The following is a 24635-nucleotide window of genomic DNA, read 5'->3' on the forward strand; positions in this document are numbered from 1 at the left end:
CAGTTCTACTTGCTGCGCACGCCACGGAAGAAGATGTCCGTGAAGGTCCTGAAGAAGAGCCCGACGTCGGTTTTGAGCGGGCTTTTCATGTAGCTGGTGAGATACGCCATCTCCACCTCGACGATCCGGTCGAAGCTGTCGGTCTTCTCGTCGAAGATGGGGGGGATCAGCCCCGGCTTGATCTGGATGTAGAGGTCGTAGAGTTCCTGCGGGTACAGGCTCAGGTAATGCCTGCTGGTGGCCCGCATGCCGACCAGCTTGATGTCCCCCCTGAGCCAGTCCCAGATCTGGGGCAGCTCGTCGATCCAGTACCTGCGGATGAAGTTGCCGTACTCGGTGAGCCGGAAGTCGTTGGCGAACTTCCCGGTCGAGGCGAGGCCGTTGTCCTCGAAGATCCTCTTTTGCAGGAACTCGCTGAAGGGGTACATGCTGCGCACCTTGTGCAGGCGCACGATCTCCCCGTCGAGCCCCACCTTCTCCAGGGCCACCACCGGGTAGTAGGAGGGCCTGGGGTTCTGGGAGGGGGGAAGGTTGCGCCGCGCCACCAGGAAGACGCGGTCTCCCACCCGCTGCTCCGCGACCACGTGCAGGCCGAAGTAGGAGAGCCGCCCCCAGACCTCCACCTTGGAGAGCATCCGGTTCCTCCCCCTGGTGAGGGAGAAATAGACGCTGTTCAGGTACGGTGTCTTGGGCAGCGCCCGGTGCACCAGGAAATCGAGCAGGTAGCCTGCCCGGCCAGGACGCAGCTCCGGCGCCGTTTCGATCGGGGTGTAACTTGCCGCCAGGTACCCCCCCATCTCCAGCCGGCCGATGCAGGAGCGCAGGAACCGGTTGATGCGCCGGATATCGTTGATCCTTGGCAGACAGCAAATGAAGTTGACCGTGCCCCCCGGCGCCACCTCGCAGTGGGCGGAGAGCTCGGGCCCGACCAGGAGCAGCTCGCTCCCCCCCGGCTCGTCCGGAAGGGCCGCCGCGATCAGGTCGCGCAGCGCCGGTGCCACCGTGGCCGGGAGGCCGGCCAAGACCCCGTCCCGGTCCACAGGGCTCAGGGGCGGCGCAGGCGCGGCAGCGGCAGCGGGGGTCACCGCCGCGGCGCGGGCCGGCGCAACTGCGGGAGCCGTTCGCCTGCGGCAGAAGGAGGAAAGCAGCAGATCGCCCACGCAGAAGACGGCAAAGGCGACCAGGGCCGGCTCGGGAGGGACCGTTGCGGGTCCGGCCAGCCAGGCGGCGGCCGCGGCCGGAACGGCCATGACGGCGGCGGCCTTGGCGTGGCTGGCCGCCAGGTAGCTGTAGTAGCGCTGCGGGTATTTGTGCACATACTTGTCGGTGCAGACGACGGAAACAGCCCAGGACAAGCAGAGCACGATGCCGGTGGCGCCGGCAGGCGTGTTGAAGGCGCTCCCGGCGTAGACCACGGCGGCGGCCAGCAGCAGCAGGCCCAGCAAGGTTCTCAGTTTCACATTCTGAATCAGCGGTATGGCGGACACGTCACTCTCCGTTGGCATGATGGTCAGCAGCCCTGCGCGGGGAACCTACCCCGGACCTGGTCGTAAAACCGCAGCAGCTTCGTTATCTCGGATTCCCAGTTGTAGCGCGCGAGGACCGCCTGCCTCCCCTTTTCTCCCATGGCCCGGGCTGCATCGGGGCGCTCGGCGAGCGAACGCATGGCAGCGGCAATGGACTCCGGGTCGAGCGGGTCCACCAGCAGGCCGCACCCCGCCCCCTGCACGATTTCCCGCCAGAGCGGGAAGTCCGAGGCGATCACCGGGAGCCCGCAGGACATGTACTCGAACAGCTTGATGGGGAGCGACACCCGGTAACGGTCCAGAGGGTGCAGCACCACCAGACCGGCGCAGGCGCGGGAGAGCAGCGCGCTCACCCCCTTGCGGTCCAGAAAGCCGCATTCCTCCACCTGCTGCCACTGCGGATAGCTGCGGCACTCCTCGTGCAGTTCCTGCGAGTTGAACCTCCCCGCCAGCAGCAGGCGCGCCTGGGGCCCGGCCAGCGGTACCGCCCGCACCATCTCGCGCACCCCCCGCTCCGCGGTGATGTCGCCGATGTAGACGAAGTGCCCCGGCTCCCCTCCGGCGCCCGGCGTCGCCAGTTCGTGCGCCAGGGGATAGTTGAAGATGGTCTCGACGCGTGGCATGCGGGCGAAGCGGGCGGCGATGGTCGGGGTGGCGGCCACCACGCCCCCCAGCCGCTTCACGGCGCGGTCCTCCACGAAGCCGAAATAGCGCGAGACCGCGCTGCGCAACAGGGGATGGATCCAGGCCTTGTCGCAGATGGCGGCGCGGTAGTCCTCGTGGGCGTCGTAGACGAAGGGACGCTGCAGTCGGCGCTGCCAGGAGGGCGCCTGGTGCAGGAAGTCGGGGTCGTGGAAATGGTACAGGTCCGCCCCAAGCCCACCGGCGACCTCCAGCACCTGCCGCACCGTGGTGGTGTTGCGATGGTAGCGGTTTTTGGGCAGCGGCACCGGGTGGACGGTCACCCCGTCGCGCAGCTCGCGGCGCTCCCCTTCCGGACAGGGCACGACCAGGTGCACGTCGAGGCCGGCCTGGGCCAGGGAACGGCACATCTTCAGGAAGATCCTGGAATCGCTTTTGTCGTGCGCGCTGGTCAGGTGCACAACTTTCATGTCACTACACCTCCCTTGTCAGCGCCCACAGGGGCCGCTTGGTCGCTCACCCGGTACTGGCGCTCCCAGACCGCGATGTTGTACAGCCGCCACCTGTGGTCCAGGGAGAGCGACTCAAGCCGCGGCACCTCTTGGCAGATGCTGCGGATCAGGGGCGAGTCGTCCACCAGGCTCTGCATACGCGTTGCGTGCTGCCCAAGCCAGAGCGAGGTGGGTGCCTCGAAGCCGATCTTGTTAGTGCGCCAGGCGACGGAACGGGGCAGCACCGCGTCGGCCAACAGGCGCAGGGGGTGCTTGGTGAAGCCGTCGCGGATCTTGTCCCCCGGCGCCAAGGACACCGCGGTTTCGATGCAGTTGCGCTCCACGTAGGGGACGCGCGCCTCGATGGAATGGGCCATGGAGTTGCGGTCCTCGTAGAGAAGCAGGTTGGGCATCTGGTAGGTGCCGATCTCCAGGTCCTGCAGCGAGCGCAGATTGAAGAAGGCGCGGGCCGGCGCCTTAAGCACCTCGAAGATCCCGTCGAGGAGCCCCTTTTTCACGAAGGAGGCCCGTTTCTCCAGGATCCGCTTCCGCACCGGCAGGACCAGGAAGTAGACCGTGTAGCTCGTCAGCGCGGCAAGGGAAAGCCGGGAGTTGCGCGATGCCTTCAGGTACTCGGAGCAAAGGCGCAGCACCCTGCCCCGCTTGGCCAGGTTCAGGAAGAAGCCGGGATAGTAGCGCTCGTAGCCGAGCAGGGTCTCGTCGCCCCCCTGGCCGTCCAGCATCACCTTGAAGCCCGCCTCCCGGGCTTTTTTCATAACCCAGTACTGCATGAACAGCGACGGCCCACCCACCGGCTCCCCCTGCGCCAGGAGACAGTCCTCGACGTGGCGCTGGAAGTCCTCGAAGGTGGGTTGCACCGGGTACCAGTCCAGGCGGCAGTGCTCGGCCACCTGCCGGGCATAGCCGCTTTCGTCGTTCTCCTTGGACTGCGACACCGCGGTGACCGCGCCGAAGCTGCGCGCCCCCCCGGCCTCGCTGAACAGCGGGGCCGCCAGGGCTGCCACCACCGAGGAGTCCAGCCCACCGGAGAGGCAGGTACCCACCGGAACGTCGCTTCTCAGATGCAGCCGCACCGAGTTGCGGATGCAGTCGATGTAGTCGGAGGGGGAGACCCCGGGGCGGCTCTGCGCCGAGAGGTCGTAGTAGCGCTCAATGGTGCTCCGGCCAGAGTACAGCTCCACGCGCAGGTTGCGCCCCGGCAGCAACTGGTGCACCCCGGAGAAGAAGGTCTGCGCGCCGTAGTTGATGAAGCCGACCACGAGGTAGGTGAGCAGCACCTCGCGGTTCACCAGGGACGGCACCCCGGCGGCGAGCAGCGCCTTGATCTCGGAGGCGAACAGGAGCCTTTCGTCGTCCTCGTAGTAGTAAAACGGCTTGATGCCGAAGCGGTCGCGCGAGCAGAACAGGCGCCCGGCCCGGCCGTCATAGAGGGCGAAAGCCCACATCCCCTCGAAGCGCTCCAGGCACCCTTCCCCCCACTGTTCGTAGGCGTGCAGGATCACCTCGGTATCGGTGCCGGTGAGGAAGTGGTGCCCCAGCCCGGCCAGCTCCTCGCGCAGTTCCAGGTAGTTGTAGACCTCGCCGTTGTAGGCGATGACGTACTCCTTGTAGCGCATCGGCTGGTGCCCAGCCTCGGAGACGTCGAGGATGGAGAGGCGGCGGTGCCCGAGCGCCAGGTTGCCCGCGAGGAAGGTGCCCGCATCGTCGGGGCCGCGGTGCACCAGGGCCGAGAGCATGCGCTCGATGCCGGGCGCGTCGGCGTGCGCCCCGTTCTTATGGATGATGCCGGCTATGCCGCACATGGTCTTGTTCTCCGGTAGTAGGTGGCGCCGACCAGCCAGGCGGCCAGGGCCACGATCAGCACGCCCGAGGTGTTAAGCGAGACGAAGAAGGCGGTCGAGGAGAGCGCCATCAGCGACCCCAGGAAGACGGCGTAAAAGGCGACCAGCGCCGCCCCCCTGAGCCTCGCGAAGCTCAGGATGAGCAGGTCCAGGAGCACCAGCGAGCAGAAGGCGACGATGAACCCCGGCACCAGCCCGAAGGATGCCTGGTAGTCAAACAGGAAGCAGGTGTTCATTCCGATGTTCTCCGTGGCGCCGGCCACGTAGCGCATGCCGACCGCCTGGGCCAGGTTCAGGTGCTCGACCCCGAACAGCGAGGCGAGCGGCCTGATGTTGGCGTACTCCAAAAGTCCGCTGTGCTGGGCGTAGAGGTTGGTGTAAACCCCCGTGGAAAAGGGGGAGATGAAGATCCTCTCGAAGATGCCGTGCTGCAGGTAGAACCAGAGCAGGGCCAAGGAAAGGCTGTTCATCATGTTGTCCCGGGCGATGGTCAGCAGGGACGCCACCACGAGCGCCCCGGAGGCCGCGACCGCCACCACCTGCCCGCCGCGCCTGACCCCGTAGAGCAGGAGGTACCCGATGCCGAGCTTCATGATGAGGCTGCCGCCGGGGGACCGGGCGCCGGTCAGCATCACGCTCACCACGATCAGGGCCAGCAGGGCCAGCACCAGCAGGGTCTCCAGGCGCCCCCTGGTGAGCCGGCGCGAGAACCAGAGCAGCCCGGCGCAGGCGGGGGCTATGGTGGACATGTACCAGGAGTAGCCGTAACGGACCACCGGGCTCTCCACCAGGGTCAGCGAGTTCTCCCGCGCCTCCTCGCTGTTCAAAGGGTCGAACAGGTTGGCCCACAGCCCCGTGGTCTGCAGCGGCACCTTGGCGAGGTAGAGCGCCACGATCAGCAGCGCCGCCCCCGCCAGCCAGAGGGTCAGCTTCTGCTCCCGCTGCCGCCACGGTTCGCAGCGGTCCACGCTCACCGCGCGGCAGCGCTGGTAGATCCTGCGCGCCCGGACCGTGAGGAGCGGAGTCAGCAGGGCGAAGCAGAGAACGCAAAGCGGAAACAGGAGCGTCGCGACCCGCAGCCCGGGCAGAGCGGCGAACTCGTACAGCCTCGGTGCCCCGAAGTAGTTGTACTCGTCGGAGACGAAGGCCGCGGCACCGCTTAGGTGCACGGTCATGAGCAGCGCGACCCACACCGTCGGACGCAGCACCATCCAGGGTTTGCGGAGCACGATCGCGATCAGGGCGAGCCAGGTGGCGCAGTAAAGAATCACGAACATCTCAGATACCTTGCGCCTGCCGTTGCAGCCAGGAGCCGAAGAAGTCGGCGGCGCCCGGGTAGTACCAGTCGAAGGTGTTGTGGACCAGGATGGAGAAGCATCCCCCCGTGGCGGCGCAGCGGCGCCGGATCCGGGTGATCGCCTCCTCCTGGGCCGGCAGCGAGTCCTGGCTGGCCGCGAGCATCACCGGGGAGTCCATGACGATGAGCGGACGCTCCACCAGGGGCATCACCCGTTCCCCGGCAGCATCGTACACCGGGAAGGGGTGCGCGGTACCGCAGCGGAAGCCGCCGGGGCGGTAGTTGTAGCCCAGGCTCGAATCGTAGCTGAAGCCGCTGTCGGCCATGCGGCGCCAGGAGTGGGCGCCGCGCCAGGCCAGGTAGTGGTGGCGCACCCCGCAGGGGTGGGCGCCGCAGATCTCGAAGAAACGGTCCCGCTCACGCTGGAAGACGTCCGGCTCACGCGAGGCCAACTCGCCTATGTGCCACCCCACCTCGTGCCCCCGCTCGCGCACCTGGTCCAGGAGGCGGCGCAGGGGGGGGTGGGCGAGGTCGTACCCCTCGTCCACTCCGCCGGGGCGGGCGGTCATGAAGAAGAAGGTCCCCTTCTGGCCCAGGGACTCGTCCAGGTCCATGAGGTCCAGTACCCCCCGGTAGCAGGGATCGTGCTCGGGGCGGCGCAGCGAACGGAGCCCGCACACCAGTTGCCCCAAGGCGCCCAGCGGGGAGCGCTGGCGCACCAGCCTCTTGGCCACCCCGCGTCCCACCCGGGAGAGGTCCCGGTAGAACCAGGGGACGTCGATGTCGTGGCTGATCCAGAACGAGGCCGCGGGGGGGAGCGCACGCCAACCGGGGCAGGCGGCCTCGACCCGGCTGCGCAGCACCAGCGCCCATTCATCGAGGACCGGGCGGTCCAGGAAGCCCTGGCGGTAGCATTGGGTCGCTTGCTCGTCGTGGCAGCCGAAGGCGTCCGGCACCGGCCGGTTGGCCTCCTCCCACCGGGTCAGCGCCATGAAGAGCGCGGCCGGCAGGTCCAGCGGAAAGGTGGCGCTGCCGTCACAGCCTGGTGCGCCGGGCGCGATCCGGCACAGGGCGGGGAGGTGCCCGGTGTCCAGCCCCAAGGAGGCGCCCCGGGGCAGGAGTGCGGCAAGCTCCAGCCAAGGGAGTTCCCCCGGCGCCAGGTCGAGCTCTTGCTGCACCTGGTCCGCTGTGATGGCGGCAAAGGTGAGCACCGGCTCCCCCTGCCACCCGGCGCAACCGGCAACCAGCTGCCAGAGCCGCTCCAGGGCGTAGCGTGCCTGGGGCTCGCTCAGGAAGGCCCGCTCGTGCCAGGCATAGGCGATGCCGCCATGGCGCAGCAGGGATATGTCCGGGGCCGGCTTCAGCATGCCCCCCGCTCGACCATGGTGGCGAGCAGCACCGCTATAGAGTCGATGTTGGCCATGTCGTCCGCGGTGAAGCGGATGTTGAAGGCGTTCTCGATGGAGGCCAGCAGGTTGACGTGGGCCAGCGAGTCCCACTCCTCGATGTCGGCGGGTGTGGTGTGCTCGGTGATGGCCAGGCTGTCGTCGAAGAACTGGTTGCGGAAGATGTCCTGGATCACCTGCAGTGCATTTTCTTTCCAAACTGTGTTCATGTCGGTCTACTCCGTTTAGTTGCCGCTGCCGTTTGCGTCGGCGATGTAATGGGTCAGGTCCGGGGGGGGCGCGACGAGATCGAAGTGCCAGCGACTTTCCTGCCCGCAGTCCTGCTGCACCGAGGATCCCCCCAGCCGGTCGTACAGGGTGGCCACCACGCCGTTTTTGGGCGTGGGGCGGAAGGCTCCCTCGAGGCGGGTGCAGCCGCGACCTTTCGCGACCTCCCAGATCTTGAGGAAGATGAAATCCTCCATGCCGCGCGAGAAGACGCGGCAGCTCATGGTCCAGGTGTCGACCAGCGCCGCCTGCCCGCGGAACCTGAGCACCACCGCCGCGATAACGCCGTGGTCGCCGAAACGGTCGCTCAGGGAAAACCAGCCCACCCAGGCATCGTCGGCCAGGGACAGGGCGGTCAGTTCCGGCTCGGAGTAGCGCGTGGTGGTGAGGTGGAACTGGTTGGTCTTGTTCACCAGCTGCGCCAGCCGGGACAGCCGGGCCTGGTCGGCGTCTCCCCAGCAGGCGCGCATCTCGAGGCTGCGCAGGTAGCCGTCCAGGTCGCTCGACTGCGCCAGGCAGGCGTTGCGGGCCGCGTTATCGCGATAGGCCCGGCTGCGGCTTCTGTCCTCCTCCACGAAGGTGAGGGTCTCGAACCAGGCGCCTTCGGCCAGGACACGCATGTAGTCGGCGGGGTCGGCGGAAAGTTCCGGGACCGCCACCTGCGGCAGCTCCGCCCGGACCAGGGCGCGTTCCGCTGGGTTGTCGTCGACAAAGACCAGTGCCTCCAGGCCCAGGTTCAGCTCGCGGGCGATCTGGCGCAGGTTGTCGGCCTTGTTGTCCCAGTTGGCGCGGAACACGGCGAAGTCGTCCAGGGTGAGCGCCATCCCCTGCCGGCTGCGGAACGGTTCCCTGGCCAGATCGGGATCGTTCTTGCTGCAGACGGCAAGGGCGATGCCGCGCAGGGAGAGCGATTTGGCGAAGGCCTGGAAGGCCGCGTAGGCCTCGCCCGCCGCCCCGGCATCAGGCCCGACGCGGATGCCGTCCACGCCGTCGTCGCCGACCACCCCGCCCCAAAGGGTGTTGTCGAGGTCGAGCACCAGACACTTGCGCGCTTTCCCCTTGGCGGCGGCGATAAGCTTGGCGCCGGCAAATGCGACCGGGGCGTGCGCCTCCAAGGAGAACGGGTGCTTGGAGTGGCACCACAGGCGGTGGTCTTCCCATCGCTCCAGGCCGAAGCAGCTGGCCAGGTGCTCGAGGTCGAAGACGGAGGCCCCGGCGGGCAGGGCCTGGGCCAGTTCCAGGTTGTAGCGGCGCTGCAGCGACGCCGCGCTCCAGGAGACCGAGCCTTCGAAGTTGCCCAGGACGCGGGTGGCGCTCGCTTCGGCGTTGTTCACCAGCACCGTGGCCGGCAGCGTCGCCAGCACCTGCCGAGCCAGCGTCGCCACTTCCGCCGCCCTCCCCGCCGCTGCCTCCTGCCACTGCTGCGGCTGGTCCCCCCAGAGCGCCTCCAGTTTCAGGTCCCGGGCGGTGAGGAAAAACCAGACCAGGTCGGGGCGGAACGAGTAGAGCCCGGAGCTCGGGTCGGCGGCCTCCTGGCGCCAGGTGTCGAACGGGGCCAGGTAGGGCTCGAGCCGGAAGCCTTCCAGCAACAGCCAAAAGCGCAGCGCCCCCACCAGGTGGTCCAGCGTCGAGCCGGCCAGAAAGGCGACCCGCAGTACCGGAAGCCCCTCCAGCCCTTGCGCGATGGTGAGCGCGAGGCGGGCGTACTGAGCCTGCATGGGGAGCGGGTCGTGGCGGCTGGCCAGGGAGCGCAGCACCTCCAGGGCCCGGGCGTGTTCCCCGGCCTTGCAGTGTTCCTTCGCCATCATCAGCATGTGTGTCGGTTCAGCCATCGGTTCACCCCTTTGCTGCGGTATCTGGGCCGGTGGTCGCCATCGCGGTGAGGATAGGCAGCATCACCTGGGCCGCGTCCAGACCATCGGCGGCCAGCGGGTTGGCGGTGAGGTCGGTGCGGATCCGGGGCAGCCGCGGCGCGACGATGGTCAGGTCGGGGTTGCCCCGCATCAGGGCCTGGCAGAGCAGTTCCCCGGCGGATTTGGCCATGGCGTACTCCACCATCCCGGAGGGGACCTCCTCGACGGCCACGGACGAGGGCCAAAGCACGTGGCGCAGCTGCGCGGATTCCCGCCTTAGCGCGTCGAGCACCCGGGCGAAGAGCGTCACGTAGTACAAAAGGTAGCGCTCCAGGTTGGCGGCGTTGAAGTCGTAACGGTCACCGGCGATGGGGGGGGTGACGAAGTAGTACAGGTGGCTGGGGTGCCACCCCGACGGGAGCAGCGCGGCCGGGTCCGCCTCGCTTTCCACCTCGAAAGAGACGGCCTGAGCCCTCCCCCCGCCGGCGACAATCTCCGCGGTAACGGCCTCGGCGCTGCGCGCCGACCTGGCGTAGGTGAGCACCACGTCGGCACCCCCGGCGGCCAAAAGCTTGGCCGTTGCCTCCCCGATGCCCCGGCTCCCCCCCACCACCAGGGCGCGCTGCCCGGCAAACGCCCCCGCCTCGACCAGGGAGGCAAGCTCCCGGTACCCCGCCTGCGCGCAGGGTTTGGGGCGTACGAACGCCTGCAGTTGCGCACGCCAGCCGGCGCCATCGGCCTCGACGTCGCAGCGGCGGATGGTGGGGTGCAGCTGCACCACCCGGAAGTTGACCCGCTCCGGCTGCGGCGCGGCGCTGGCGTAGTCAAAGCTGATGTCGAGGTTAGAAAACACCGAGTGCAGCCCCGGAGCACGCATGCCGACCACGTAGGTGGTGGCCAGCATGCCGTGCAGAAACTGCGCAGGCCACGAGGAGGCCAGTGCCGGGAAGAGCCGCGCAGCCTCCCCGGCCGCGGGAAGCGGCAGGCGCGCCTCGCCCTGCATCCCCTCCAGCTCAGACGCTTCCAGCTCCCAGGGGAGCTCCGCTGCTGCGGGAGCTGCCTGCGCGCCCGGCGCTGCTGCGGCGGCACCGGAGGGCTGCAGGTGGACCAGGGCCCGGAAGACCTGGTTTCCCTGGCACAGTCCGTTCAGTCGCAGGGTTCCCGTCGCCGCGTCGCCCTGCACGAGGTACTCCACGGTGGCGCCGGTCGGTACCGGCTTGGTAAAGGCCGCCCGCACCTGCCTGGGCACCAGCTCCGGGCTCCCGGAACATACACGCTCCAACCCCTGGAGCAGCAGGTGGATGCCGTGCACGATGGTCTGCCCGAAATATGTGCGCCGCGCCGCCTCCTGGTCCAGGTGCATCGGGTTGCAGTCCCCGGAAAGGCGGGCGAAAAGCTGCGACATTTCAGCGCTAAAGGTGCAGTGCCCCATATCCCCTCTCCCCTCCCTCACGACCTTTTGGCCACCACGTAGGCCACGTTGATGGGGAGCCTGTCCTGGGCGCACTGCTCCAGGGTGCATCCCTGCTTGGGTAGCACGCAGGAGTCGAGCACGCGGAAGCCCCCCCGGTCAATGAGCGCCTCGAGCCCCTGCAGCGTCTCCGGGTTGTAGATGTGGTCCACGGCAGGGGAGTTGATGCAGGTGGTCAGGAAGACATAGGCGTCATCGGCGACCGCCGAGCGCGCGGCCTCCAGGAAGCGCTCCGGCTCCTCCACGTGCTCGAGTACCTCCCCCATCACCAGAGCGTCGGCCGGGCGCTCGAAGCGCTCGCTTAGGAAATCCCCCTGCCATATGCTCGCCTTGTCGAAGCTGCCGAAGTAGCCGCTGGCCACGATGCCCTGGGTGAGCGCCACGCTGGTCGCGGAGATGTCGACCCCTTCGTAGCGATCGAACCCGGAGCTGCGCATCGCCTCAAGGAAGTAAAGGCCGTGGCCGGGCCCGACCTCGCGGTAGACACCCCTGCGGGTGGCAGGCAGGGTCTTCTGGAAGAAGCGCAGCATCTGGATGTGGTTGATCCACCAGTAGGAGGAGAGCGCAAGACCGATCATGTAGCGGCGCATGTAGTCGCCGTTGTCGTAGACGGCGGCCGCGGCTTCGGCATAGCTGGCGCAGCGGTACTTGCCGGTCTGCTTGAAGTGCATTTCCTCCCGGAACATGTCCTGGACGATGGTGAGGTAGCACTCGGCCAGCTCTTCGTAGCTGGCGTCCTGCTGCAGCAGGTAGCGGATGTACTGCTCCGCGGCGGCGCGTTCGCTCTGGGTCAATTCGGCCAGCGAGCCCTGCAGGAACTTGCGGTGCATCGGCTTGCGCTGGAGGATCAGGGCGACCAGGCGGTCGCTGGCGTTTTGGCTGGTCTCGTTCATCGGTAGTGTATGATCCCCCTATCTCGCAGTGCCGCCAGCTCTTGCGACAAGCGGTCAACCGGGTACAAAGCTATGCTGGTGCCCCGCAGCTGGAAAAAGTTCATCGCCTGCGGGGAAAGGTTCCTGGCCAGCCCGCGGTAGTCCATGCGCGGCGCCACTTCCTGCGCCACCTGCCAGTCGGCCACCTCGACCGCGCTGCCGTCGGCCTGGACCACCCGGCAGAGCAGCGGCTCCGGGTCGTGCACCCGGAAGGGAAGTTTTTCCGGCTCGAAGTCCTCGATCCAGTGCAGGAAGGAGATGTAGCCCGGCGGCAGCCCCAGGGTCAGGATCCGTGCGTCCGGCCTCAGGCGCAGCCGGTCGAAGGGGGAGTCCGGCCCGTCCGCCCGCAGGCAGCGTTCGTGCCCGCCCAGCAGCGCCTCGGCCATGGGCCCCGCCCCGCAGATGGAATGCCTGGGGTGCAGGCTGCGCAGCACGCCGGGGCTCCTGCGGAACATCTCGTTGACGATTCCCGTGTAGGTCGGCTCGCGCTCCACCAGGAAGTCCCGCGGCGGGGTTTCGAAGATATTGTTGGTGTAGGCCGGCATGAGCAGGGTCCCTTCCGGACCCACGGCACGGCGCAGCGCGTTCAGGATGTCGAGCGGGTTGCCCCGGAAGGTCGGCATGTCGTTGAACGAGCTCTGCACGAAGAGGATGCTACCTTGCGTTACGCCGGCCCGGTGCAGGGTCTCGACCAGCTCGTTGGCGTCGAAGGTCCCCAGCCGGCGCACCAGCGCCTCCCGCTCCTTCTTGCGCCGCGCCCCTTCCCTCTTTCTGAGCTTCTTGCTGATGCGCTGCACCAGGAACTCCGGGAGCAGGGACCTCAGCCGGTATTTAAGCAGTGTGAGCGTCAAGTTGGGCACCTTCCTCGCGGTAATGGGGCGACGTCAGTTTGGAAAACTTCCACTCGGACCAGTAGTCGACCAGGTACAACGCGGTCTGCTGCAGCGAGAACAGCACCAGGAACGCGGTCATGTCGAGCTTCAACAGCGCGGTGGCAGCCACCACCATGATGGTGGTCACGGTGCGCGCGGCGTGCCACAGCGGGACGTACCACCAGGCGCCGACCACGAGGCATGCCTTGTCCAGCGGGCTGGTGGCAAACGAGAAGAACGCGCTGAAGCCGAGGATGGCCGCGTACCTGCCGGCCGGGACCCAGCTCTGCCCGAAGACCAGCGGGAAGATCCAGGGGAGCACCGCTATGGCGACCGCGTACACAGGCAGCCCGATCAGCACCAGTTTCTTGGCGGTGGTCCTCCAGACGTCGTCGAAGCTCATGCCGCGCGCCCAGCATTCCGAGGCGCGCTGGTAGTAGACGTTGCCGATGGCCCCCCCCAGCAGCGACGAGGGGAGGCAGACCGCCTGGTAGGCCAGCGCGTACTGCCCCAGCGTCTGGTCGCCGTAGTACTTGGCGATGAAGATCGCGGGGATGGCCGTGGTGCAGGAGAGCAGCACGTGGGATACCATGAGCGAGCCGCCCAGATTGAAGTAGTTCCCGAACACCCTCCTGAAATCGGCGCCGGCGCCGAACCTGGGCCAGCGGTTCTCCCGGTACAGCCAGAACATCTTCCCCAGCGAGGCGCCCAGCCAGCCGAGCACCAGGCCGAAGGCTCCGGGGAGCAGAAGCCAGCCGGCCAGGATGGTGAGGGCATAGGCCGCCTTCCCGGCCACCTCGGCCTCGCCCGAACGCCGGAACGCCCTCTGCCTTTGGGCCAGCCCCTGGAAGGCGACCGCCACCGACATGCACGCTGCCGTAACCGGGATGAGCGCCATGGTCGGCGCGAGCCCCGCGCTGCCGCAGAAGGCGGCTACCGGCTGTCGAAACAGCCACAAAAGGGGCGTCAGCAGGAGGCTCGCCCCAAGCCCCATCAGGCAGACCAGCTGGACCAGGTACAGGGAGTCGTCCTCGTCCTTGGGGAGTTGGACGAAGTACTCCAGCCGGTAGGTAGCCGCCACGGCCACGAAGGTGGCGATCTGCGAGAAGAGGTTCTGCACCGCGAAATCGGCGGGAGAGAACAACCGGGTGAACAGCGGCATGGTGGCGAAGGTCACCACCTGGGCCAGCACGGTCCCGGAAGCAAGCCACGCGATATCTTTCCAGTAGCTCGATGCCTTAAGTTTCAGCCAGACGTTGCGAATAATGACAATCCCCTGCGCCCTTAGGGGCGACTCCTGTATCACTGCACACCCAGCCCGGCCAGCGTCCCGGACAGTTCGCGCCTGAGCGCCCCAAAGCGGGCCGGTTCCCTTTCAACCAGGTTCGCCGATTCGGATGGATCGCGCTCCAGGTCGAAGAGCTCGTAGCGGCCGGTGCCGAGGTAGCTGATCAGTTTGAACCCATCCCTGACGATGGCGATCGAGCCGCTGCTCCCCTGCTTGCGGTCCGCCTCGAAAGTCATCACGTACTTCGCCTGCGTGCGCCCCGCCGGCGCGGCTCCCAGCACCGCTTCCCCCACCATGGCGGACGGTGTCTTCAATCCGGCAAAGCCCAGCAGGGTGGGAGCGATATCGACGTGACTGACCGGGAAGTCATGCCGCGCCGCCACGGCGCTCCCAGGCTCGCGGATCAGCAGCGGCACCTTGACCACCGGGTTGTAGAGAAAGGGACCGCCGTGGCCCAGGTACCCCTTCTCGAACATCTCTCCGTGATCCGCCGTCACCACGAGCAGCGAGTCCTCCATACGCCCCAGTTCCCGCAGTCCCCGGATGAATTCCCCCAGCGCGTGGTCGCCGTACATCACGTTCTCGTCGTAGCGCATGGCCATCTTCTCGATGGCCGGCTGCTGCTGGTCCCCCCCGTACACGGCCAGCCCGTCGAAGTGTCCCATGAACTTCTCCTGCTCGGCTGCGGTGTCGTAGTCGCCGCTTGAGAGCACGCGTCCCAAAAAGTCGCTCCCCGCCACGTAAGGGGAGTGCGGCGGGTACAGGTGCAGCCAGAGGAAGAAAGGAGCCCCCCCCTGCCGGGCCGACTGCAGCGCCTGGCGCACCGTGAGCTCCGGGGGCGTCGCGTAGTTCCCAGGGGAGTCCAGCATCCCGGTGGAGTGCAGGAAGAACAACTGATCGTTGGCCATGCTGCGCAGCCAGCCGCCGTGGATGCCGACGCGATTGAGCCATCCCGTATCGCGGGCGCCACCTGCACTGCAGGAGTCGCCGTTGTAGAGGTACTGCTCGCCGAAGCCATCCACCTGGATGGAACCGGGTTTGGCCGCCCCTGCGTTGGCCACCACCGCGACGGTCCGGTAGCCGGCGGCGCGCAGCAGCCCCGGCAGGCTCTGGGACATCTTCTGCCGGAAGGGCCGGGAAAAAAGGTCGATCTTCTGGTATGAATGGGCCACGTAGCGCCCGGTCATCAGGCTGGAGAGGCTTGCCGAAGTCCAGTTGCCGCTGGCGAACATGTTGCGGTAAAGGTGGCTCTCCCGGGCCAGTGCGTCCAGGTTGGGGGTGGTCTTGCGGCCGTAACCGTACAAGGAGGTGTGTCCGGCGGCCAGCGCGTCGAAGGTGACCACGATGATGTTGCGCCCCCCGGCCGCCGCCACCTCAGGGACGACCGGCGCAGCGGCCGCGTCGCTGCCGACAAGGTAGCCCCAGCAGGCCGCGCCGCTTCCCAACACGGGAAGCGACAACACCAGCACGAGGAGTACCGGCCTGGCCCGGCCGGCAGCAGCCCGGATGCTGCCCCGCGCCGCCTCCATCAATACCGTTCTCCAGCAGAGGATCCCGCCGACCGCCACCCCGAGCAGGAATAGCCCGAGTTTGAGCGGCCGCGCCATGATGAAGTAAGGCGGGAGCACGTTCTTCAGCCACTTGATGCCATAGAAACCCCAGGCATTGACAAGCAGGATCACCAGCGCGGCGAGGTTCAGGTAGAAAAGCGTCGCCGCCGCTCGCTCTACGCCCACCAATCGGGCCACGAGACGCAGCACCATCAGGGCGGCCGCGGCCAGGGCCAACGCAACAGCCACGGCGACGGTGAGCAGAAAGAGCCCCTCCACAACGATCTGGCGTCCCGTGTAGAGGTTAAGCAGCGAGCCGAGCCGATACGGGAGCTCCATGGGGAAAAAAAGCAGCAGGAAGGCGAAGCTCCAGAGCTGGAACACGGCCAGGGCGAGCCGCTGCCCCTGCGCCGCCGCTCCGGTTTCTGCTCCCCGGCCGCCCTTCCGGGCGTCACTACTTGACTGAGACTGAGACAACACTCCCCCTAGCGCCCCGGCACCGGCCGGTGCGCGGCCTGCATCAACTCCTGCATGGTCTGCCGCTGGGCCGCCGTGTAGATGTTGACCTTCTCGTCCCTGTCCCGGTGCAGGTCGTAACTCTCGCACCGCGCGCCGGTCACGTCACAGATATACTTCAGGTCCCCTTGCACAAGGGCCAGAGTACCCTTCCCGATGCGGTCCCGCACCGTGTTGCCGTCAAAGGCCATGCTGTAGATCCGGCGCTGCGGCGAGACGTGGCTGGAAAAAAGGTCGACACCCTCGGTCCCCTGCGGCACCTTGGCACCGGCGAGCGCCAGCACGGTGGCGTAGATGTCGGTCTGCGACACCGGCGTGGCGACCCGGGTACCGGTCTGCTGGCCGGGAAGCCGCACCAGCAGGGGAATCCCCACCACATCCTGGTAGAGCTGATCGCCGCCGTGGGTGACGTAGCCGTGGCTGAAGGACTCGCCGTGATCGGCGGTGACGATGAGCACCGTGTCATCCAGGTAGTTGCGCTCGGCCAGGCGGTCCAGGAACTCGCCCAAGCGCCGGTCCGCGGACAGCACCGACTCGTCGTACTTGAGCCGGAGCCGGTCGACGGCGTGCTGGCTCCCGGCCGGGTACGGGCCGAAGAGGGCATGCTGGGACTGGTAGCTGGACAGCTCCGAGCGCGGCAGGAAGGTGTCGGCGCATTCTTTGGCGGTCACGTACGGGGCATGCGGCGGGGTGACGTGCCCCCACACGAAAAACGGCTCCCGGTGCCCCTGTGCCCGGACACCCTCCAGGTAGTTCAGTATGGCGCCGAAGACCAGCTCGGGCGGGTAAGGCTGCCGGTCCTGGGGCAGCAGCCGGTCCAGGCTGTTATTGAGCCCCTCCGAGGCCGCCGCGAGCCACTCGCCGGCCTGCTGCGCCAGGGGCGAGTGCAGGGCGCTCGCGGCGCGGTAGGCCAGGTAGCGCAAACGGGTATCGACGGTGGGGAAGGCATCCAGCTGAACCGGGGCCTGGTCCAGGTCGAAGTAGCGCCAGGTGTTGTTGGTAAGCGGCGTGGCATAGCCCCAGTTGGTCACGAAGGACGCGGTGCGGTACCCGCTGCGCTTGAGCTGCGCCGGCAGGGACAGCGCCGGGTCCAGGGCCGGGGTCACGTTGCCGATGCCGGTGTTGAACAGCCTGTGTTGCCAGGGGTAGACGCCGTAGAGCAGGCTGGTGACGGCGGGCCTGGTCCAGTTGCCGGCGGCAATGGCATTGTCGAAGACGTAGCTTTCACGCGCGAGCCGGTCCAGGTTCGGCGTGGTCTTCAGCCGGTAGCCGTAGAGCGACATGTCCCTGGCACTCAAGGCATCGAAGCTGATCAGGATGATGTTGGGCCTGGTGCCGGCCTGCGGCGCAGGTTGGGCCGCCGCGCTCGCGGGGCCGGCTGATGGCAGCGCGGCGTGCCCCACCACCAGCAGGAGCGCTACTGCCGAGACGGCAGCCAAGGGATTCCGGACCGAGGTCACCAGCTCCGACATCCTGCGGTTCATCCTCCCCCTGAACAGCACCAGGAGCAGCAGCCAAAGGGGCGCGGCGACGGCCAGGGTGCGCAGGGGAACCTGCACCCCGAGGGTGGCCAGCCAGAGCCGGGAACTGCGCAGCAGCGCGTACAGCAGGAAGAAAGAGAGCGCGTAGTTGAGCGAGCCCACTGCCAACCGCTCCCCGGTCGCCCCCGCCAGCCGGCTCAAAGGCGCCAGCAGCAGGAACAGGAGCAGCGCCGCCAACAGCGAGGCCGCCACGAGCAGCAGGACCATGGCGCCGGTCAGGACCGCCAGCTCCCCGAAAGAGAGGGAGAGCTGCAGCGAAGCCAGCCGGAACACCAGGTCCAGCGGCAAGATGCAAAAGACCAGCAGCAGGGCCGCGGCCAGGTAGGCGTGCCGGAACAAGGCGCCCGGGGCGCCCGCTCTGATCTTGCTGCCCTTGGTCATGGTCACCCCTGTCACGCCGACAAGACCCCCGCTATCTGCGCCACCTCCGTGATGGCGTCGCCGAAAGAGCCGCTGCTGAAGCGGACCCCGGGCACCAGGGCCGGGTCGCAGCAGTGGTCGCCGCTCCATTTCTTCAGGTTGTCCTCGACGACGCTGCCCCGGCTGAAGGCGCCGATGGCGCTCTGCCAGGAGGCACGATAGCCGTCGGCAAAGCCCACCACCAGGTCGGGCCCTTGCTCGGGGCCGCCGTAGAGTTCCAGGGCGTCGTAGCACCCTTTGACGGCGTGGACGTCGCCGTCGCTTAACTGCGACAGTTCCCCGCACAGCCGCTGCTTCAGGGCCGGCACGTGCGCCGGATCTACCGCGCCGTGGCGCTCCCTCCCCTTCACGTTGAGGTAGATGCTGGTGAAGCCGACCGCGTAGGCGCTGCTTTGGGACCAGTCCACCCCGTCGAAGAGCCCGGCGCAGGAGTCGAGTCCCTGCTTGAGCTTGAGGTACCCCTTTTCCAGGAGCCAGGCATTGAGGTGCACCGAGCGCCTGAAGGTGGTGAAACCGTGGTCGGAGCAGACCAGCAGGTTCGCCCCGGGCGCCCGCTCCATGACGTCGCCCAGGATGCGGTCCATCCAGCGGTAGTACCTGCCGATGACGTCGCCGCAGCTTTGGGCAGCCTGCGGGTCGTACATGGGGTGCGAGGTGTCCTGCAGGCGCCAGAACATGTGCTGGATGCGGTCGGTGGTATCGAAGACGCACCCCAGGAGCCCCTCGCGGAAGCGCCCTAACTCATGCATCAGCATCGCCTCGCGCTCCGCCATCACCTGGTCGCACAACCCGACGAATTCGAGGTCGGAGAGGACGCCGTCGTTGAGCGCGTTGGTGTCCTCGCAGATGCCCAGCGTGGCGTACGGGCCGATGGCCTGGCACAGCTCACCCGCGTACCCGGCGGGGGTGGCGATGGGGAACTCGGCGCTGGCGTAGTCGACCTGAACCGGGGTCAGGTAGAGCCTGAACTCGGGGACGGTCTGCTGCAGCAGGAACCGGCACAACCCGGTCACGTTCCGGAAAAAGCCGACATCGAAGGAAAGCTCGATCCAGGGGCTCCACGAGCCGACCGGCAGCGACACCACCTTCCTGCCCATCTTCAGGGTGGCCTGCCGCTCGTCGAAGTCGATGAAAAGCGGCAGGGTGGCCGCCTTTCTGCCTGTGAGCGAAGCGGTGAAGGGGCCGGCTATGTCGGTCTGGATCCTGCCGCCGCGGGGAGAGACCTCGACGATGCGCCCCTTGCTGTCGGGTGCCAACTCTCCCTTCTCGGTGGTGTACCAGGCGTAGCTTCCCAGCATGCCGCGCACGTCAGGGACGCCGAGCCCGGCCAGGAGCTTGCCGTCCTGGAAGGGGCGCGGGGGGAAGCCCATGGGCCACTTAAGGAGCGTGCCCTGCTCGCCGCGCCGGGACGCCCGTTCCCAGAAGGTCTCCCCCTGCACCGGGTTCACGTACTTGCCCCCCTGCTGGCGGTGCAGGGACAGAAACGGCTGGTAGGTCGCCGGGTCGCGGTGGATGAAGTCGAAGATGCCGTGGGCGCCGGGCGCCTTGCCGGTGGCAATGGTGGACCACACCACCGGGCTTTGCGGCGGCGCGATGGTGGCGAGCCTGCCGTAGGAGCCCATTTTTGCCAGGCGCTCGAAGCTGGGGAGGCTCCCCTCTCCCATCATGCGCTCGGCGAGGACCGGGTCCATGCCGTCCACTCCGAGGAAAATGCGCCCCGTCATGCCACGATCCCTGCGCCGGCGGGGACCCCGTCGCACTCGATCACGAAGCGTCCCAATTCCGGGACGCTGGCAAAGGGGTCGATCACCAGGGGGGCATCGGTGCGGATGCGGCAGCGAGCCATCTCCCCTATGTTCAGGCTCTCCGGGTCCAGTTCCTCGTCCGGCGCGGCCGGGTCGTACACCTTGAGCAGCTCGATACGGCCGGCAACGGCCTGGGTGGCGCAGCGGATCACCACCGGGCGGCCGGAGACGTAGCAGTCTGCGAACCAGAAGATGGTGGCGCCAAAGAGCGAGACGGTTTCCGGGGCTGGCTCGCCGGCGACGACCTCCCCGCGCGCGGGCACCCGGTCCAAGTCCAGGAACAGGCCGACCGCGTCACCGTAGCTGGCCGCTCCCACGTCAGGCGCAGGATACTTTGCGATGGCACGGACCCGCGCGGCGGCACCCGCAGGCCAGACGGCGACCTGGTCGCCGGTGGCGAGGCGGCCGGAATCGACCTTGCCCACCAGGACCGCCCCATCCTCGTGCTGGTAGACGTCCTGCACGGCGAAGCGGAAGGGACGCTCCTCAATGGCGGGGGTATCTATGGCGTCGAGCGCTTCGAGAAAACAGGGGCCGTAGTACCAGGAGAGCCCTCCCTCGCGGGCGCGGCTGGCGACGTTCTCTCCGGTCAGGGCGGAGATGGGGATGATGGCGAAGGGGGTGCCGGAGAACTCCGCGAACAGGTCGCGCACCTGGGCGGCCACCTCCAGGTAGCGGGCCCGGTCGTAGCCGGCCTGGTCCAGCTTGTTGATCAGCACGCAGATGTCCTTGATCCCCACCAGGGCGAGAAGCTTCGCGTGACGCCTGGTCTGCGGGCAGATCCCCTCGACGGCGTCCACCATCAGCACCGCGGCGTCGGCGTAACTAGCACCGGTCAGCATGTTGCGGATGAACTCCCGGTGCCCCGGCGCATCGATGATGACGTAAGGGCGCCGCGCACTGGTGAAGTAGATCTGCGAGGTGTCGATGGTGATGCCGCGGGCGCGCTCCTCCTCGAAGGCGTCCAAAACGAAGGCGAACTCGCTTGCCTTGCCGGCATCCTGCGAACTCTGCCGCATCTCTGCCAGGCGGTCGGCCTGCAGCGCGCCGGTGTCGTAGAGCAGCCGCCCGATGAGGGTACTCTTGCCGTGATCGACGTGACCGGTTATGACGATCGGGAAGGGACGCATCACATATACCCCAGCGAGCGCAGTTTCTGCATGGTGTAGAGATTCTCCTTGTCCTGGGCCCGCCCGGCACGCTCGGACTCCGTGGTCAGTTGCAGTTCCTCGATGATCTCCTCGATGCTGGCTGCGGGCGAGGCGACCGGCGAGCAGCAGGGAACGCATCCGATACTGCGGTAGCGATGCCCCTGCCGGCTCAGGTACAGGTCGACCAGTGGGAGCTTTTCGCGCTGGATGTAGCGCCAGATGTCCAGCTCGGTGAAGTGCAGGATCGGGTGCACCCGGTAATGCTCGCTCTCGTTCAAAAACGAGTTGTACTGGTCCCACAGCTCGGCCGGCTGATGCTCGTAGTCCCACTGGAACTGCGAGTCGCGCGGCGAGAAGTAACGCTCCTTGGCCCTGATGCCGTGTTCGTCCCGCCTGATGCCCAGCAGGATGGCCTGGAACCCCTCCCGGTCAATCAGCTGCTTCAGGGCGTTGGTCTTCAGTTCGGTGCAGCAGTCGAGCTTGGCCCCCTGGTCGGGTCCCATGCCACAAGCCAACTGCTCCTCGTTTCTGGCCACGATGACCTCGAAACCCCACTCCTTGGCCAGCCGGTCCCGGAACTCGTACATCTCCGGGAACTTATAGCCGGTGTCGATGTGAATCACCGGGAAGGGGATCTTGCCGAAGAAAGCCTTGCGCACCAGGCAGAGCAGGGTCGTCGAATCCTTGCCGACGGACCACAGCATGCCGGTGCGCCCTTTGAACTTCTGGTAGGCTTCGCGAATCACGCAGATGCTTTTACTTTCCAAGGCGTCAAGGTAGTCCATAAGATCCCCTACTTGCCGTCAGGCCTGCGGAAGATCTTCCGCACCAGTTTCACAATGCCGTCCCTGCAGAAAACGAAAGCCGCTGCTATCCCGGAGATGATCGGGAAGAGCACCTGGAAGACGTAGCCGCCGGTGTTGGGGTCGATGTAGGCGTGGGCGTCGGTGCGGGTCAGCGCCACCAGCGCCAGGGCCAGCGCCGGCACCCAAAGGGATGCTCTCAACATGGGCTCTCCTTGACCGCCTGTCTGACCGACGCGGCGATGCGCTGCTGGTCCTCGACGCTCAGGTACGGATGCATGGGAAGACTCATGACCCGGTCGGCAGCCGCCTCGGCCACAGGGAAGCTCCCCTTGCCCAGCCCGAGGTCGGAGAAGACCGGCTGCAGATGCAGCGGCACCGGGTAGTGCACCGCCGTGGGAATGCCGGCATCCCCGAGCGTCTTCTGCACCTGGGCCCGGTTCTCCACCTGCACCGTGTACTGGGCGTAGACCGAGCTGCAGCCCGGGGCGAGATGCGGCGTCACCACCGCGTCTCCAAACAGTTCCCCGTACCTTGCCCCGACCCGGGCCCGCTCCGTCACCTCGTCGGCAAACACCTCAAGCTTGGCCAAAAGGACCGCGGCCTGCAGTGTGTCGATACGACCGTTGACACCCAGGGCGGGATGGTGGTAGCGGCGGTCCTGGCCGTGCACGCGCACCTGGCGCATCCTGGCCGCCAGTTCGTCGTCGTCGGTGAAGCAGGCCCCGCCGTCGCCGTAGCAGCCCAGGGGCTTGGACGGGAAGAAGCTGGTACAGCCGATGGTGGAGAGGGCGCAGGAGCGCTTGCCGTGATAGAGGGCGCCGAAGCTCTGGCAGCCGTCCTCGATCACCGGCAGACCGTGGCGGGCAGCGATGGCGTTGATAGTGGCAAAGTCGGCGCACTGCCCGTACAGGCTCACCGGCAGGATCGCCCTGGTGCGGGGGGTGATGGCGGCTTCGATCTTGCCGGGGTCGATGTTGTAGGTGCGCGGATCGATGTCCACGAACACCGGCTTCGCCCCCAAAAGCGCGATCATCTCTCCGGTGGCGATGAAGGTGAAGGGCGAGGTGATCACCTCGTCCCCGGGACCGACCCCCAGCGCCATCAACGCGATGAGCAGCGCGTCCGTCCCGCTGGCCACGGCGATGGCGTGGCGCGAACCGGTGTAGGCGGCAAGCTTCGCCTCCAACTCCCCCACTTCCGGCCCCATGATGTACTGGCCGTGGTTGAGCACCGCCCTCATCCTCTGGTCCAGGTCGGGCAGGATACGCTGCTGCTGTGTCTTCAGGTCGATGAAGTCGATTGCGCTCACGGTCATGCCCCCGCCTTGAAGTTGTCGTAGAATTCCTTGCCGACGGCGAGCTCCGCCGGGAGTGCGGCCTCTTCGTCCAGGTCCAGACAGCGCAGGACCTCACCGTTTAACTGGTAGCGCAGCCCGCTTTCCGGGCAGGTCATGATCCCGGCGGCGTCGGGCGCGGCAAGCAGGTGCCCGTGCCGGCTCATCCATCCCTTCTGGCGCGCCGGCACGCCCACCATGAGGGCGTAGTCGGGGACGTCCTTCGCCACCACGGCGCCCGCCGCGACGAAGGCGTAGCGCCCGATGCTGATGCCGCAGACTACGGTGGCGTTGGCGCCGATGGAGCAGCCCCTCTTGAGCAGGGTCGTCTCGTAGAGCGAACGCCTGAGCACCTGGGAACGCGGATTGGTGACGTTGGTGAGGACGCAGGAGGGTCCCAGGAAAACGTCGTCCTCGATGACGGTCCCCTCGTAGATGGAGACGTTATTCTGCACCTTCACGTTGGAGCCGATGACGACGCCGGGGGAAATGACGCAGTTCTGACCGAAGCTGCAGCGCTCGCCGATCTTCGCCCCGCTCATCACGTGGCAGAAGTGCCAGATCTTGGTCCCCGCGCCGATCTGGCATGGCTGGTCGACGAAACTGGATTCATGGACAAAGTAGTCAGACACGCTTGGCCTCCTTGAGCTCTTGCAGGAATTCGTGGGAGGCCGACGACACCCCTTGCGGCTTCGCCTCGCGGATCTCGTGGGCGAGGACGATGGCGGGGCGCGCGTCTTTGAGCCCGAAGCCGTTGCCTTCCAGGGTGCGCTGGTAGACGACCGTGTGCAGGTCGGTGAACCCTTCGGAGAACTCGACCTCCTTGCCGTCGACGGTGATGGAGCGGAAGGTGGAGAGTCCCTGGTCAGTGGCCGCCTGCGGCAGGTCGCTGCGGTCCACGGAGAGGAACCAGCGCACCCGCGCCCGCTCCAGTTCCACGACGCCGCCGGTGCGGTGACCGTCGGCATGGTGCACCTCGCTGTTCTGCACCGACCCGAAGAGCCAGATCAGCAGGTCGAAGAAGTGGATGCCGATGTTGGTGGCCACCCCACCCGCCTTGTCGAAGTTCCCTTTCCAGGAGTTGTGGTACCAGGGGCCGCGGGAGGTGATGTAGGTCAGGATGACATCGTGCTTTTTCTCGTTGGGCCGGGCCTCGTGCGCGGCCGCGAGGGAGTCCTTGAGGGCGACCAGCGAGGGGTGCACGCGAAGTTGCAGGATGGTGTTCACCTTTTTGCCGCTCTCCGCCTCCATCTCCTCCAGCGCGTCCAGGTTCCAGGGACTCAGCACCAGGGGTTTCTCGCAGATGGCGTTGGCGCCGATGCGCAGGGCGAAGCGGATGTGTGCGTCGTGCAGGTAGTTGGGGGAGCAAATCGAGACGTAGTCGATCCGCCTGGCCGGGTCCTGGCGCCTGAGTTTCTCGACGTAACGGTCGAAGCGCTCGAACTCGGTGAAGAAGGAAACATCGGGGAAAAACCGGTCCAGGATCCCGACCGAGTCGTTCACGTCCAGGGCCGCGATCAGCCTGTTGTTGGTTTCCTTGATGGCCTTCAAGTGACGGGGCGCGATGTAGCCGCCTACTCCTATCAATGCGAAGTTCTTCATCATG

At 67.1% G+C, this 24635-nt stretch carries 20 protein-coding genes; all 20 read right to left on the bottom strand.

All coding sequences use genetic code 11. From position 1 onward, the window contains the following. Nucleotides 1-5 precede the first annotated feature (5 nt). Genes H7687_RS08680 through H7687_RS08775 form a run of 20 tightly spaced genes read right to left on the bottom strand, consistent with a single transcriptional unit; the run spans nt 6 to nt 24634 of the window. A complete protein-coding gene (locus tag H7687_RS08680; protein WP_183346654.1) occupies nt 6-1487 on the bottom strand; it encodes a sugar transferase in 1482 nt (493 codons plus the stop codon). 23 nt (nt 1488-1510) lie between these two features. Further along, nucleotides 1511-2638, bottom strand: coding sequence for a glycosyltransferase family 4 protein (locus H7687_RS08685; protein ID WP_183346655.1), 1128 nt, complete (start codon nt 2636-2638; stop codon nt 1511-1513). Beyond that, nucleotides 2635-4482 carry an asparagine synthase (glutamine-hydrolyzing) gene (gene asnB / locus H7687_RS08690; protein ID WP_183346656.1) on the bottom strand — a complete coding sequence of 616 codons (1848 nt, stop codon included), beginning with the start codon at nt 4480-4482 and terminating at the stop codon, nt 2635-2637. The genes H7687_RS08685 and asnB overlap by 4 nt, the downstream gene beginning before the upstream one ends. Next, nucleotides 4470-5798: a hypothetical protein gene (locus H7687_RS08695; protein ID WP_183346657.1), complete on the bottom strand. Its 1329-nt coding sequence runs from the start codon at nt 5796-5798 to the stop codon at nt 4470-4472. The genes asnB and H7687_RS08695 overlap by 13 nt, the downstream gene beginning before the upstream one ends. 1 nt (nt 5799) lies before the next feature. Then, nucleotides 5800-7185, bottom strand: a complete 1386-nt coding sequence (locus H7687_RS08700) for a polysaccharide deacetylase family protein (protein ID WP_183346658.1) — start codon at nt 7183-7185, stop codon at nt 5800-5802. Continuing rightward, nucleotides 7179-7433: an acyl carrier protein gene (locus tag H7687_RS08705; RefSeq protein WP_183346659.1), complete on the bottom strand. Its 255-nt coding sequence runs from the start codon at nt 7431-7433 to the stop codon at nt 7179-7181. The genes H7687_RS08700 and H7687_RS08705 overlap by 7 nt, the downstream gene beginning before the upstream one ends. Nucleotides 7434-7448: 15 nt before the next feature. Further along, on the bottom strand, nt 7449-9323 hold the full coding sequence (locus tag H7687_RS08710) for an HAD-IIIC family phosphatase (RefSeq protein ID WP_183346660.1): 1875 nt from the start codon (nt 9321-9323) through the stop codon (nt 7449-7451). Between the two features lie 4 nt (nt 9324-9327). After that, nucleotides 9328-10776 (bottom strand): SDR family NAD(P)-dependent oxidoreductase, encoded by a 1449-nt coding sequence (locus H7687_RS08715; protein WP_183346661.1) that lies wholly within the window; start codon nt 10774-10776, stop codon nt 9328-9330. Nucleotides 10777-10793: 17 nt separating this feature from the next. Continuing rightward, nucleotides 10794-11708 (bottom strand): class I SAM-dependent methyltransferase, encoded by a 915-nt coding sequence (locus H7687_RS08720; protein WP_183346662.1) that lies wholly within the window; start codon nt 11706-11708, stop codon nt 10794-10796. After that, complete coding sequence (locus tag H7687_RS08725; RefSeq protein WP_183346663.1) at nt 11705-12598, bottom strand: AAC(3) family N-acetyltransferase; 894 nt, start codon at nt 12596-12598, stop codon at nt 11705-11707. The genes H7687_RS08720 and H7687_RS08725 overlap by 4 nt, the downstream gene beginning before the upstream one ends. After that, entirely contained in the window at nt 12579-13925 is a 1347-nt protein-coding gene (locus H7687_RS08730) for an oligosaccharide flippase family protein (RefSeq protein ID WP_183346664.1), read from the bottom strand. Before H7687_RS08730 ends, H7687_RS08725 begins: the two co-directional genes overlap by 20 nt. Then, complete coding sequence (locus tag H7687_RS08735) at nt 13922-15934, bottom strand: sulfatase (protein WP_183346665.1); 2013 nt, start codon at nt 15932-15934, stop codon at nt 13922-13924. The genes H7687_RS08730 and H7687_RS08735 overlap by 4 nt, the downstream gene beginning before the upstream one ends. Nucleotides 15935-15942: 8 nt before the next feature. Beyond that, entirely contained in the window at nt 15943-17895 is a 1953-nt protein-coding gene (locus H7687_RS08740) for a sulfatase (RefSeq protein WP_183346666.1), read from the bottom strand. 11 nt (nt 17896-17906) lie between these two features. After that, nucleotides 17907-19658: an alkaline phosphatase family protein gene (locus H7687_RS08745; RefSeq protein ID WP_183346667.1), complete on the bottom strand. Its 1752-nt coding sequence runs from the start codon at nt 19656-19658 to the stop codon at nt 17907-17909. Further along, a complete protein-coding gene (locus H7687_RS08750) occupies nt 19655-20869 on the bottom strand; it encodes a GTP-binding protein (RefSeq protein WP_183346668.1) in 1215 nt (404 codons plus the stop codon). The genes H7687_RS08745 and H7687_RS08750 overlap by 4 nt, the downstream gene beginning before the upstream one ends. Further along, the gene (cysD, locus tag H7687_RS08755; RefSeq protein ID WP_183346669.1) at nt 20869-21675 is read right to left on the bottom strand and encodes a sulfate adenylyltransferase subunit CysD; all 807 of its coding nucleotides are present in this window, start codon (nt 21673-21675) and stop codon (nt 20869-20871) included. The genes H7687_RS08750 and cysD overlap by 1 nt, the downstream gene beginning before the upstream one ends. A gap of 8 nt (nt 21676-21683) precedes the next feature. Continuing rightward, on the bottom strand, nt 21684-21899 hold the full coding sequence (locus H7687_RS08760; RefSeq protein WP_183346670.1) for a hypothetical protein: 216 nt from the start codon (nt 21897-21899) through the stop codon (nt 21684-21686). Further along, complete coding sequence (locus H7687_RS08765; RefSeq protein WP_198424623.1) at nt 21893-23011, bottom strand: DegT/DnrJ/EryC1/StrS family aminotransferase; 1119 nt, start codon at nt 23009-23011, stop codon at nt 21893-21895. The genes H7687_RS08760 and H7687_RS08765 overlap by 7 nt, the downstream gene beginning before the upstream one ends. Continuing rightward, nucleotides 23008-23661 (bottom strand): acyltransferase, encoded by a 654-nt coding sequence (locus H7687_RS08770; protein WP_183346671.1) that lies wholly within the window; start codon nt 23659-23661, stop codon nt 23008-23010. Before H7687_RS08770 ends, H7687_RS08765 begins: the two co-directional genes overlap by 4 nt. Continuing rightward, nucleotides 23654-24634 carry a Gfo/Idh/MocA family protein gene (locus H7687_RS08775; protein WP_246404720.1) on the bottom strand — a complete coding sequence of 327 codons (981 nt, stop codon included), beginning with the start codon at nt 24632-24634 and terminating at the stop codon, nt 23654-23656. The genes H7687_RS08770 and H7687_RS08775 overlap by 8 nt, the downstream gene beginning before the upstream one ends. Between the last annotated feature and the right edge of the window lies 1 nt (nt 24635).

Origin of the sequence: Geomonas paludis, from assembly GCF_014193585.1 — a bacterium.
Lineage (GTDB): Bacteria > Desulfobacterota > Desulfuromonadia > Geobacterales > Geobacteraceae > Geomonas > Geomonas paludis.

What these genes read in the sequence shown, in the direction of transcription:
- H7687_RS08745 (WP_183346667.1), bottom strand. Translation starts at nt 19,658, where the DNA reads ATGACGGGGCGCATTTTCCTCGGAGTGGACGGCATGGACCCGGTCCTC.
- H7687_RS08695 (WP_183346657.1), bottom strand. Translation starts at nt 5,798, where the DNA reads ATGTTCGTGATTCTTTACTGCGCCACCTGGCTCGCCCTGATCGCGATC.
- H7687_RS08775 (WP_246404720.1), bottom strand. Translation starts at nt 24,634, where the DNA reads ATGATGAAGAACTTCGCATTGATAGGAGTAGGCGGCTACATCGCGCCC.
- H7687_RS08760 (WP_183346670.1), bottom strand. Translation starts at nt 21,899, where the DNA reads ATGTTGAGAGCATCCCTTTGGGTGCCGGCGCTGGCCCTGGCGCTGGTG.
- H7687_RS08715 (WP_183346661.1), bottom strand. Translation starts at nt 10,776, where the DNA reads ATGGGGCACTGCACCTTTAGCGCTGAAATGTCGCAGCTTTTCGCCCGC.
- asnB (WP_183346656.1), bottom strand. Translation starts at nt 4,482, where the DNA reads ATGTGCGGCATAGCCGGCATCATCCATAAGAACGGGGCGCACGCCGAC.
- H7687_RS08720 (WP_183346662.1), bottom strand. Translation starts at nt 11,708, where the DNA reads ATGAACGAGACCAGCCAAAACGCCAGCGACCGCCTGGTCGCCCTGATC.
- H7687_RS08710 (WP_183346660.1), bottom strand. Translation starts at nt 9,323, where the DNA reads ATGGCTGAACCGACACACATGCTGATGATGGCGAAGGAACACTGCAAG.
- H7687_RS08685 (WP_183346655.1), bottom strand. Translation starts at nt 2,638, where the DNA reads ATGAAAGTTGTGCACCTGACCAGCGCGCACGACAAAAGCGATTCCAGG.
- H7687_RS08700 (WP_183346658.1), bottom strand. Translation starts at nt 7,185, where the DNA reads ATGCTGAAGCCGGCCCCGGACATATCCCTGCTGCGCCATGGCGGCATC.
- H7687_RS08765 (WP_198424623.1), bottom strand. Translation starts at nt 23,011, where the DNA reads ATGACCGTGAGCGCAATCGACTTCATCGACCTGAAGACACAGCAGCAG.
- H7687_RS08740 (WP_183346666.1), bottom strand. Translation starts at nt 17,895, where the DNA reads ATGACCAAGGGCAGCAAGATCAGAGCGGGCGCCCCGGGCGCCTTGTTC.
- cysD (WP_183346669.1), bottom strand. Translation starts at nt 21,675, where the DNA reads ATGGACTACCTTGACGCCTTGGAAAGTAAAAGCATCTGCGTGATTCGC.
- H7687_RS08750 (WP_183346668.1), bottom strand. Translation starts at nt 20,869, where the DNA reads ATGCGTCCCTTCCCGATCGTCATAACCGGTCACGTCGATCACGGCAAG.
- H7687_RS08705 (WP_183346659.1), bottom strand. Translation starts at nt 7,433, where the DNA reads ATGAACACAGTTTGGAAAGAAAATGCACTGCAGGTGATCCAGGACATC.